This window comes from Thauera sp. DNT-1 (assembly GCF_055393985.1).
The window spans coordinates 3,006,689-3,018,252 of the sequence record NZ_AP043752.1; the positions used below are offsets into that span (position 1 = coordinate 3,006,689).

Annotated in this window: 8 protein-coding genes; all 8 read left to right on the forward strand. The window is 60.1% G+C overall.

Going from position 1 to position 11,564, the window contains the following annotated elements:
- The first annotated feature begins 46 nt into the window (after positions 1-46).
- The 8 genes from ACZ5PP_RS13890 (at position 47) to ACZ5PP_RS13925 (ending at position 11,561) form a co-directional block, all read left to right on the forward strand.
- Entirely contained in the window at positions 47-265 is a 219-nt protein-coding gene (locus tag ACZ5PP_RS13890; RefSeq protein ID WP_076600405.1) for a hypothetical protein, read from the forward strand.
- Positions 262-1,167: a DUF4007 family protein gene (locus tag ACZ5PP_RS13895; RefSeq protein WP_076600404.1), complete on the forward strand. Its 906-nt coding sequence runs from the start codon at positions 262-264 to the stop codon at positions 1,165-1,167. Before ACZ5PP_RS13890 ends, ACZ5PP_RS13895 begins: the two co-directional genes overlap by 4 nt.
- Positions 1,160-4,618, forward strand: coding sequence for a hypothetical protein (locus tag ACZ5PP_RS13900; protein ID WP_076600403.1), 3,459 nt, complete (start codon positions 1,160-1,162; stop codon positions 4,616-4,618). The genes ACZ5PP_RS13895 and ACZ5PP_RS13900 overlap by 8 nt, the downstream gene beginning before the upstream one ends.
- Positions 4,596-5,423 (forward strand): phosphoadenosine phosphosulfate reductase domain-containing protein, encoded by an 828-nt coding sequence (locus ACZ5PP_RS13905; protein ID WP_076600402.1) that lies wholly within the window; start codon positions 4,596-4,598, stop codon positions 5,421-5,423. Before ACZ5PP_RS13900 ends, ACZ5PP_RS13905 begins: the two co-directional genes overlap by 23 nt.
- A 148-nt stretch (positions 5,424-5,571) precedes the next feature.
- Positions 5,572-7,908 (forward strand): ATP-binding protein, encoded by a 2,337-nt coding sequence (locus ACZ5PP_RS13910; protein WP_139335880.1) that lies wholly within the window; start codon positions 5,572-5,574, stop codon positions 7,906-7,908.
- Positions 7,844-9,379 carry a hypothetical protein gene (locus ACZ5PP_RS13915; protein ID WP_464826159.1) on the forward strand — a complete coding sequence of 512 codons (1,536 nt, stop codon included), beginning with the start codon at positions 7,844-7,846 and terminating at the stop codon, positions 9,377-9,379. The genes ACZ5PP_RS13910 and ACZ5PP_RS13915 overlap by 65 nt, the downstream gene beginning before the upstream one ends.
- A 44-nt stretch (positions 9,380-9,423) precedes the next feature.
- Entirely contained in the window at positions 9,424-10,785 is a 1,362-nt protein-coding gene (locus ACZ5PP_RS13920) for an IS1380 family transposase (protein ID WP_004300513.1), read from the forward strand.
- Positions 10,786-11,000: 215 nt separating this feature from the next.
- The gene (locus ACZ5PP_RS13925) at positions 11,001-11,561 is read left to right on the forward strand and encodes a hypothetical protein (protein ID WP_464826160.1); all 561 of its coding nucleotides are present in this window, start codon (positions 11,001-11,003) and stop codon (positions 11,559-11,561) included.
- The last annotated feature ends 3 nt before the right edge of the window (positions 11,562-11,564 follow it).

The window sequence follows — 11,564 nt, forward strand, 5'->3', positions numbered from 1 at the left end:
AATATTCCCTACTTTACTGACCAGTTTTCGCCCTGATGGGTACTTCATGAAGATTCATTTCGGTACAAAAAAAGTACAGAAAATGGGACGAATTGCCCTCACTGAAGCGTTGCTACGCAATGCCGGCATCCAGGAGGGTGATTCAGTGGATCTGTATTTCGACGCTACCACAAAGGCCATCATCGTCGAACGCTCTCCATCGGCAGAGGCCGCTGAGGCTTCTATCGGCGCGAAACGCACCAAGAACAAGACCAAGGCACCATGACAGTCACCGATCGCTTTTCCGGACACGAGTCCTTCGTCTGCCGATATGGCTGGTTACCAAAGGCCTACCAGGCGGTCTCTGTCGAGCCCGGCCTTTTGAAGGATGAAGAGCGGGCAATGCACGCTCTGGGTATCGGTCGCAACATGCTGAAGTCGCTGCAATTCTGGTGCGAGGCCACGGGCATTCTTGTGTCCGTGACGGGTCATGGGCACCAACCTGGTCCCGTCGGACGCAAGCTGCTCGACCCCAAGCACGGGTGGGACCAGCATCTGGAGTCTCTTGAGTCGCTGTGGTTGTTGCATTGGCGTCTATGTACTCGTGCGGCGCTGGCAGCCTGGTCAGAAGTGTTTGGTGAGGGGCGACTGGTGCGCTTCGACCGTCAGCGGCTGGTCGCGGCACTGGCCCAACGCGCCGAAGGTTCAGCCAGGCCGCTCGCCGCCAGCACGCTGGAGCAGCATGCAGCCATCTTTCTCCAAAGTTACTACCAAGCCGAGCGTAGTGGCGACGACACCTCTTGGTGCCCGCTGCAGGATCTTGCATTGCTGCGCGCCGCCAAGGAAGAAGATGGACGTATCGTCTTTAACACCGATCTTCGCGCGCCAATCGGTTTGAGCCTGCGCGTGTTTGCTATTGCGTTAGTGGAGTTTGTAGCTTCGTCCGAACAAGGCTCGTCATCTGTGGATTTCCATCGTCTGCTCAAGGGGGTGAACAGCCCCGGGGTCGTCTTCCGCTTAGATGAACACCAGTTGCGCGCTTTCGTGGAGAACGTGGCACAAGGCCCCTTGCGCGATGCCGTGCGTTTCGTCGACACCTCCGACACGCAAAGCGTTGTACTTCACCGCGACCGCGTCGATCCGTACTACCTACTGGATGCACACGAGGAGGCTCCCATCCATGCTTAAACGAATCATCGATGGACTGGAGCTGAACGCGCACCACACCCGCTCAATCTCGCTGAGCCGCGACCTTCACGACGATACGACCATCGCCAGCTACCTGCCTACGCCCAATGCCGTCCAGGCGCTCAAGCAGATCGGTACGGCGCTTGCGGAGTGTCGGTCTCAGCGTGCCTGGAAAGTGGTTGGTCCGTACGGAAGCGGCAAGTCGGCGCTGGGGATTGTGCTTGCCCAATTGCTCGCTGGTCGTGACACTCATCCTGCGGCCTCGGAAATGCTGCGGGAAGCCTCCGCGTCTGTCGCCGACCTATTCGCAAGTTCCAAGCGTTTCGCGCTCGCGATCGTGGGAGCGCGGCTGTCCATCGGATTAGCGCTGGAAGCGGAAGTCCATCGCGCTCTGGAAGGCTGGCACCAAGGCAAAGGGGCAAACGCCCTGAAGCGCCATCTGAGCGAGCCGGGCCTCTACAAGGGGCGCCCCATCAACGCGGTTGCCGGGGAACTGATGCGCGATTTCGCGTCTGTCGCTCGAGCACAGGGTTTCTCTGGCACGTTGCTCCTGGTTGATGAAGTGGGCAAGTTCGTCGAGCACGCCGCGATGCACCCAGAAGCAGGGGACCTGATCGCACTTCAACAACTGGCTGAGGAAGCATGCCGGCAAGGGGACGATTCTCTCGCGATGGTTGTGCTTCAGCACCAGCACTTCGCGAGCTACGCGGCAGGCATTGGCCGCGCTCTGGGGGACGAATGGCACAAGGTCGCGTCGCGCTTCGAGGAGATACCCTTCGACGAGCCCGTCGAGCGCTACGTCCACTTCGCGACCCATGCGCTAGGCACTAAGCCGGCGCTGCACCGCGATTCCAAACTCGTGGGTGCCGCACGGTCTCTATTCGCAACGGCGCTGGAGCAATCCATCCTTCGGGCGCCAACCCCCGCTGACCGTCGTCTGTTCCAGCATCCCGAGAAACTTTACCCCCTCCATCCGCTGACGCTGGCTTCGCTGGCCGTCGTCTCCAAACGCTATGGTCAGAGCGAGCGCTCATTCCATGCCTTCCTCAACAGCAACGAGCCGGCGGGGCTTCGGGACTTTGCGCAAGTCACCTCCGTAGAGGGATACCCCTGGTATCGCCTGGCTCAGGTGTTCGACTATCTGGCTTCGGGGAATGGGCTACGCTTTCGCGATCTCGCTGCAGAGCGTCGTTGGGCATTTGCACTCGTCAGCATTGAGAGGCAGGCGAAAGACGCGGACGCTCTGGTGGCACTCAAGACCATCGCCGTGTTGGAGTTGGTGCAGGCACCCCTCGCGCTACGCATTACTCCGGAGTTGGTCGCATTCGCGCTCGGCAACCTCTCAGTCTCTGAGACACGGACGCTACTTGACCGCCTGGTGGACCAAGGCTTGCTGATCTGCCGCCACAGCCGTTCCGAATACGGATTCGCTGTATCAGATGCCATTAACATCGAAGCGCTCTACGAGCAAGCGGCGCAGGCGGGCGACGACGAGCTTACTGTGCGTGGTGCTTCGCACGCGCTTGGGAATCGGTTGGTTGTGGCCAACAAGCACTATGACCGCCGGGGAACGATCCGCACACTAGCCATTGATGTCGGAACAGTCACCGCGTGGCCCCATGCAGGCGCCAACAGAAGTGATTCAGACGGGCAACCTGACGGCTGGCTCCGCTTAATCCTGGTGACGGCAGACTCACGGGAAGAGCGACAAGTCCTGGACCGCGTACGCGACGCGGACGATCCGCTCAGCGTGCACTGCTGCCTGTCGCTGTCCGCTCGGGGGCGGGCGGCGCTCGCAGAGTTGGCGATCTGGCTGGCGGTGCAGCGCGAGGTAGCGGCCAAGCGGCTCGATCCCTGGACCAGCCAGTACGTCGAGAGCCGCCTCCATCAGGCCAAAGAGGATGTCGATGCACTCGTGTTGTCCGCATTGGCGTCTAATCCGGGGCGCATTGGCCCAGTGTATTGGCACCAGGGTAAGGCTGTGCCGGACAGCGAGTCGATGAACGTCGGCCAGGTGGCATCTTGGATGTTCGAGAAGGTCTTCCACCGTGCTCCGCGCATCATCAACGAGCTGATCAACAAGGATCGCCCCGCTTCCGCTATCGTCCTTGCGCGTCAGCGGTTGCTTGACGCTCTGCTGGCTGGTTCCGGTGGAGCCACACTCTTTCGCGACAACGAGTACCCGCCCGAGCGGCTAATCCACGCCACGCTGTTGCGCGACACGGGCATATGGCAGGCCGACGGCAACGACTGCGAGCTCGTTGAACCCAAGCTTGGGGCTCGCGTCGACATCTGCGCACTCTGGACTGAGATTTCGCTCGTCCTGACGAGAGACGAGGCACCCACGTTCGAGCAAGTGCTTCAGGAGCTTGCAGCTCCGCCGTTTGGTGTACGCAATGGTCCAGCCAGCGTATGGGTCACGCTTTACCTGATGATCCATCGCAGTCGCTGCGCAGTCTTCGAGCGGGGCACACTGGTGCTGGAACTCACGAGCGAGCACCTTCAGCGCATGCATCGGAATCCGCACACGTTCACGTTGCGCGAACTCCCGCAGGCGCAGGGCGGCCACAATTTGTTGCGTGACTACGGCGCTGTGCTTGCCTCGCTTGGGGCCGTGCCCAGCGGCGAAGCGACATATCTGGAGCTAGCTCGGGCCCTGTACCGCTGGTTCGGACGGCTGTCGGATTTCACTCAACAGACAGGACGAGTCAGCAAGGATGCCGCACTGGTTCGCTCGGCTTTGCGCAAAGCGCAGGATCCGATCCAGTTGCTGACCTCGACGCTGCCTAAAGTGTATGCCCAGAGCAAGGGGAAACGCCCCTTTCAAGAATGGCTGTCTGCGGCGCTGGTTGATCTGGGCATGAGCCAACGCAAGCTGCAGGATGTTGTGGTCACAGAGCTGGGGCAAGCGTTTGAGATGATCGGCCCGCTTGGCAAGATCCGCAGCCAGTTGCAGTCCGAATGCTCTGGTACCGCTACCGGATTGGCAGACGCCCGACTCAAGAGCTTTATCCTGCGTTGCACGGACTTAACGCTGACGGACGAGAAGTGGCTCGATTCCGTGGCCAGCCTACTCGTCCAGCTCCCTTTGGACGCCTGGACGGACGAGACTGTCGTCAGTTTTGCTCAGGCTGTGACAGACATCTCCGGCCACTACCGACGCTGGCTGCGTCTGGTGATGCAGCGCAAGGGCGCACCGCGCGCTGCCGAACGCTTCATGAGCCTGACGCTCACCAGCGCTAGCGGGCAGGAGTCCGCGTTGCTGGTCGCCACGACCGAGCATTCCACCCGGCTTGCGCACAACCTGTTGGACCTGCTCGCGCAGGAGGCCGGTGCTGACCCACAGACCGCCGCTGCTGCACTGGCGCAGGCACTGCAGAACTTGCAGGTAACGCGTGCACCGACGAATTCCACCGAGGAGAAGCACCATGACAAGCGAGAAGCGGGTTAGACATATTCTCAGCTTGTCTGGCGGGAAGGACAGCGCGGCACTGGCCATTTACCTGCGTGACCGCGTGCCGGAGATGGAATACATCTTCAGCGACACGCGCAAGGAGCTTCCCGAGACCTACGAGTATCTGCAACGCATCTCGAACTACCTCGGCAAGGAAGTGACGCATCTCAATGCAGACGTCGGGTTCGACCACTGGTACGAGATGTACGGCGGCATGATTCCATCCAATCACCGGCGCTGGTGCACGCGGGCCTTGAAGCTCAAGCCTTTCGAGCAATATTGCGGCAACGACGAGGTCGTGAACTACGTTGGATTGCGCGCTGACGAGGACCGCAGCGGCTACATCAGCCACAAGCCGAACATCAAGGCTGTCTATCCGTTCCGCGAAGACGGACTGGTGCTGCGCGACATCGAAGAAATCCTGAGGAATTCCGGCGTCGGCATGCCTCCATACACACGCTGGGGCCGTACCCGCTCGGGATGTTACTTCTGCTTCTACCAGCAGAAGATTGAGTGGGTCCGCCTCAAGGAAACGTATCCGGACTTGTACGACAAGGCCAAGGCGTACGAAAAGCCATACGAGAAGACCGGTAACTTCTTCACGTGGAGCCAGGGGGAAAGCCTGGCAGAGCTGGAGCGGCCGGAACGCATGGAGGAAATCAAGCGCGAGCACGTGATCCGTATCGAGCGCAAGGCCCAGCGCCGCGAAAACGTGACGCTGATGGAGGTCTTCTCCCAAGCGGATTCCGCCGAGGTGCCGGAGGACGATGATGATCAAGGGTGCCTCGTATGTCAGTTGTAGCTGCTGTTGAGCACAGAGCCATCTTGTCGGGAAACTTCCGAGCGTCGAGCGCCCCCCTGTTGATTGGGCGCTCAGCTCTTGCACCGGTAGGTAATTGTCTGTGGGTATAACAGTCAAGGCTCGCGTCCTGCTTGAACTCGGTGCTGAGTTGATCAGCTCCGACCAGATCGCTATCTACGAGTTGGTGAAGAACTCTTTAGATGCGCGGGCCACGCGCATTGCAGTACATGTTCGCGTCACATTACCGCGCAGTGAATACCTCGGCATTCGCCAGAGCCTTGAGCGATCTTTCCAGAAGAAGGAAAGTCTCTCTCGGGATACGGTTCGGCAAATGCTCGAGGCCGGCATGGAGCCCACGGCAGCGCAGGCGGACCGTGATGCATTTCTAGAGAAGGCGCTGTCGCCGTCAAATGGTGATTACATCCAGGCACTAGATGCCGCCTACACACGCTGCAATTGGGTCGAGATTACTGACGACGGTGGCGGCATGTCGTTCGAGGACCTTGGTGGCGTCTATCTCACCATTGGCACCACCCACCGCCTGGACGATCGAATGCGCAACAGCACCCACACGGTGCTTGGTGAAAAGGGCATCGGCCGCCTCTCCGCCGTGCGCCTTGGCGATCAGCTTCACGTCTTGACGTCTAAGACGGGCGATAAGACGCTGCATGAACTCAAGATCGACTGGTCCACGATCAAACGCAATCCACACCTCAACCTAGACGAGTTCCCTGCAGCTCCCAACGTCGGGCCGAAGAAGAACAAGGCGTCTGATCACGGCACAATCATCCGCATGTCGAACCTGACGAGCGAGTGGTCGATCGAAAAGATGGAGTCTCTTGCGAAGACAGATTTCGCCAAGTTGGTGGATCCGTTCCTGACTTCGTTCAGCCGCCCGAATGTGCGACTGTACTTTAATGGGCAGTCAGTCGACATCCCTTCGTTTCAGACGCGTCAGCTCGCATACGCGCATGCACGATGCTCGGCGAGTTTCGCGCTCGATGCCGACGGGCAACCTGTCCTATCGGGTGAGGTAACTTACAAGGCCTACGGACAGAGCAAGACCTTCAGCCTGGAGGGGATGCATCTTCTCAGCGCACTGACTTTGAAGGGCAAGCGTCCAAAGACGGGCGAGGCATTCCGTCCAGCGGGTACGCTGATGCAGGGTCTAGCGAGCCTAGGCCCTTTTGAGATGGAGGCGCATTGGTTTAACCGGCAGAAGCTTCGCCTCGATAAGCCTGATGGCTATGAAGCGGCCCTGCAGTGGTTGACTCACTGGGGCGGAGGGTTACTGCTTTATCGCGATCACTATCGCGTATATCCGTACGCAGAGGCGCGTGACGACTGGCTCGACCTGGACGGCATTGCGTTGGCCACGCAGGGCTACAAAATGAATCGGAAACAGCTGGTCGGTGCGGTCCGCATCTCCAGTCGTGGCAACCCACATCTGCAGGATCAGACCAATCGGGAAGGCTTGCGCGACACGGAAGAGAAAGCAGCACTGATCGCACTATTGCGCCACATCTTGGTGGTCGAGTTCAAGAGCTACCTCAACGCTGTTGAGGGGGCACAGGACGAGTCGGCGGCTAAGGAGTTTCCGAAGCTGGAGAAGCGCCTGGAGGAAGCCCAGAAACAGGCGCTGAAACAGGTCCAACACCTGAGGACCAAAGTCAAGGCTCCGGAGGACGTCGCGGCGATCAACACCCTGCTTGCTCGCATGACGGACATGTCCGAAGCCTGGGAGCGTTCGAAGATGACCGTGCGCGCCTATGAGGAGGACATTGACAAATACGTCCATCTCGCGGGCGTCGGCCTAATGACGGAGTTCATCTTCCATGAATTGGCGCGCCTTTCCGCAAACGCCTTGAAGCTGCTGCAGACCTACAAGCCGAGCAACGCTACCGAAAACCGCCAGCTTCGGAATCTGCGAGATCAACTGAGCACTCTCGAGAGGCGGATCCGAATCCTAGATCCATTGTCGACGCCGGGGCGTCAAAGGAAGGAATCGTTTGACCTAGTTCAGATGCTGCGGGATGTCGTGGAAATGCACGAACCTCAATGTGGGCGTCATGGAATCCGAGTCGACCTGACCGGTCTAGGCAAGACGCCCGTGCTGATCAAGGCCGTCCGCGGGCAGCTTCTGCAGATCGTAGAAAACTTCATCTCCAACTCGGTTTATTGGCTCAAATTGCTTGCGACGACGACGAGGTTCGAGCCCATCATCAGCTTCAGCATCGACAGGGCTGCCAACACACTCACCGTTTTGGACAACGGTCCTGGGATTTCAGAAGACCGCGGCGATGAAGTATTCAATGCGTTCTTCACGACCAAGCCTTCTGGCGAAGGGCGCGGGATGGGTTTGTATATCGCGAAGAAGCTTGCGGAAGGTAATGCGATGGAAATCGCACTTGCGGAAGCCGATGAAGACCGGATCCATCATGGATTCGTTGTCAGCTATAGAGGGGCAAGGAATGGAGGCTCTTGAAGAAGCGCTCGTCAAGCCGTTAAAGAAGGTTGTCGTAATCGACGATGCCTATGCATCGGCTGATCCCGTCGATATTGATGGAGAAGCGGTATCTCGATTTCGCGACACCCTACTCGATGTACCGAAGCGGTTGACGCAGGTGAAGAGGGAGTTTCATCGCCCAGAGCTTGATCCCTCAGTTCCGCAGCACCTTGATGAGCTTCTTCAAGACACGGCCACTGTGGCCCGGCTTTGGGCTTTGCGAGAGAAGCAAGCTTGGTCCTGGCTAGTTGAAACCGTCTTCCGAAAATATGCAGAGGACGTAGAAGAAAAGCTAGGCGCTCTCGAAGGGCTTGAGGGCTTCTTGAATGAGCAGAAATGGCGCGTCAACCGAGTTTCGAAGTTTGACCCCGCGATGCTCGATGTTACCGGATACCAGGTCATCTTTCTGGACTTCTACCTCAAAGACGAGAGAGATCCAGAGCGGTCATTAGCGCGCGCCGCGCAGCTTGCTCAACTGATCATTGATGCGAGGCACAAAGGTACTCTCAAGCAGTACCCGTTGGTTGTTCTGATGTCGTCGAGGCCTGGGGCTGCAGAACAGCAGGGAGCTTTCAAGGAACGAACGGGGCTTCGGGCGGATTTCTTCTGCTTCGTCGAGAAGAACCAGATCCCCCAACAGCTCATGCCGAAGCTCAGACGCATGCTTGAGGGCTACCATGGCAAACAGTCTTGGGCGCACATGCTCGACGAGTTCTGGCTAGGTGCCATTCGTGCAGCGATGACGTTGCGGCAGAATCTGTCGAAGATCGAGCCTTCGGAAATCGCGCTGCTTCATGAAGCTGAGCTTGCTGTCGAAGAGGCTAGGCTGCCTGATTACCTGTCATGGTTAGTCTCGGAGTCGCTCGCGAGCGGTCTGCTGGAGGACGCGGGAGTGCGCGCCTTGGGGGCGCAACTGCCAGACTTGATTGGGCACAGCGCGTTTCCCGGGACGGTACCGCCCGGCAGTCGACTGGCCGAGATGCACGTGCGCTCGGTGATGCGGCTGGATATCACTGACGACCTCCCAGAGACCAAGAGTTCGCCGGTCCAACTGGGTGACCTCTTCGCGAGATTGAACGGGGACGGCACACCGAAAGAGTTCCTTCTCGTGGTTGATCAGAGCTGTGACCTCGCAAGACCCCATTCCAGTCAGAAGACCGTGGTCTTGTGCCTGCGCTGTGTTCCGCAAGAGATCAGCGACGTGGCACTCGCGTTCTATCGGACGGCGTACGGATCGGTCGACTTGGTCAGCATGACTTTCGGCGAGGGGCAAAAGTACTACCTGGCGAGTTGGGATCCGGTGAACCCCACGACCCCGGAATTGGCGGAACTGTCCCAACGCAGGGGTGGCATCAAACGGCTGGCTCGATTGAAGCCAGTTGCTGCGCTTGCACGTCAAGAAGACCTGAATCCGTGTTCGTTTAGCCGGAAATCCAGCCTAACGCATTGATGTAATTGTACAATTACGCATCCGACTCATTCACCCAACCGACCATGCCGCGCTTCGAAGTCAAGCAATCCGCCAAGCTCAACCTGACCTCGTACTCGGGCCTGGCGCTGATCGGGCAGTGCTGCCAGGCGGCACAGGTTCAGGCGGTGATCGACCCGAGGCTGCCAGTGTCGCAGGGCATGCTGAGCTCGGATCTGGTCAAGTCGGTGGTCGGGCTGCTGAGCCTGGGCAAGAGCGACTTCGAGGCGATCGAGCCGTTTCGCGGCGACCGCTTCTTCAAGGAAGCGCTCGGGCTCGCCAAGGTGCCCGGCAGCGTGTGGATGCGCCAACGGCTCGATGCCCGCGCGGCCGAGCTGCGCGAGCTGACCGACGAGCTGAGCCTGCGCCTGCTCGAGCGCACCGAGGCGCCGATCACGGCGCACAAGGGCTACGTCTGCGCCGACCTGGACACCTTCGTGATGGACAACTCCGACACCAAGAAGGAAGCGGTCAGCCGCACCTACCAGGGTGTCGACGGCTACACGCCGATCGCGCTGTACCTGGGCAACGAGGGCTGGAACCTCGGCCTGGAACTGCGCGCGGGTTCGCACCACTCGGCGCTGGAGACGGAGTATTTCTTCGAGCGCGCGCTCCCGCGCCTGCGCCGGGTGTGCGCCGCCGATGCGAAGCTGCTGTGGCGCGCCGATAGCGGCTTCGATAGCGCGCGGCTGCTGTTCGCGCTGGCCGACGAGCGCGATCGCTGGGCCGAACTCGGGCGTTCGTTCGATTACCTCACCAAGTGGAACCCGCGCCGCCAGGACAAGACCGCCTGGGTGGATCGGGCCGAGGCCGCCGGTGCGTTCGAAGAAGCGCGCGTGGGCAAGCGGGTGGGGCTGCTGGACCTGAAGATCGATCGTGCCTGGAAGAAGGCCAAGCGCACGCTGCGCCTGGTGGTGCGGGTGACCGAGCGCACCATCGACAAGAAGGGCCAGCACCTGCTGGCGCCCGAGATCGAGATCGAAGGCTGGTGGACCAGCCTCGATGGGGCGATGGCCGAGGTGATCGAGCTCTACAAGCACCACGGCACGCACGAGCAGTTCCACTCCGAGATCAAGACCGACCTGGACCTCGAGCGCCTGCCCTCGGGTAAGTTCGACACCAACGACGCGGTCGTGCATCTGGCCGCATTCGCCTACAACTGCCTGCGCCTGATCGGCCAGCTCGGGCTGGCCGGCGAGCTCTCGCCGATCCGCCACCCGGCCAAGCGCCGGCGCATCAAGACGGTGCTGCAGGAGGTGATGTACCGCGCGGCGAAGTTCGTCGAACACGCCCGGCGCCTGGTGCTGGACTTCGGGCGCGGCGTGGCCGCGCATGTGAAGGTGTTCACCACGGTGCAGGCGCGACTGTGCGCGGTGGCTTCGCCGTGATGCAAATCCGGCGGCCGAATTCTCCGAATCGAGGCCATTTCGCTGCGGCGGAAGGGCGACGGCCGCGCGGGAGAAGGGAAATGACATAGCGCACCCGCCGGAAGCCCGGCTCGCCGGCGCTCCGGGCCATGAAAGGACGGCGCTCGGGGCTGCGGTGAGCTGAGATTGGGAGTCAGGCAGCAGAAGAATCATGCGCTGGGGCTCGCGGAGCGGGTATGCGCTGTAGAGAACACGGATTCAGGGAAGACTTAACTCAGCGCGTCGGGCGGATCGGTCAGCCTGTTGCGCCGCCGTCGGTGACAGCGTATCGCGCAAAGCTTGTCCTGATAGGCAAAGATGGGTTCCAGAAGGAATTTGATGCCACTAAAGAGCCTTGGGCTTCTGTGATCATCGTGCAAGGACGCCATATGCCCAAGCCAGACCCTGTCGACGGCGGCGCAACATCGAAGAAGAAGCCTCCGACAACGACGACCTTGAGTCTGACATCGGACTTCGGCGAATGGCTCTCGGGCAAGCTGGACCGCGCACACTTGGCAGACGCTCAAGCTTCCAGCCAAGCCAACCTGCTGAAGCAGCACTTGGCAGCTGGGACGGTACAGCGCGTGAGCTTTGAGAGCGGTGACCAGATTAAGGCGAGCCTTGGACGGGCATGGAGAAAGGCAAGCCTTAAGAAGCCACCGACTGCCATCCATTGCGTCTTCGACAAGACCATACCGAAGGATCTGACGGACGCCATGATCGTGCTGCTCTTAACGCCTTATGAGCAGCAGCTCTGATAC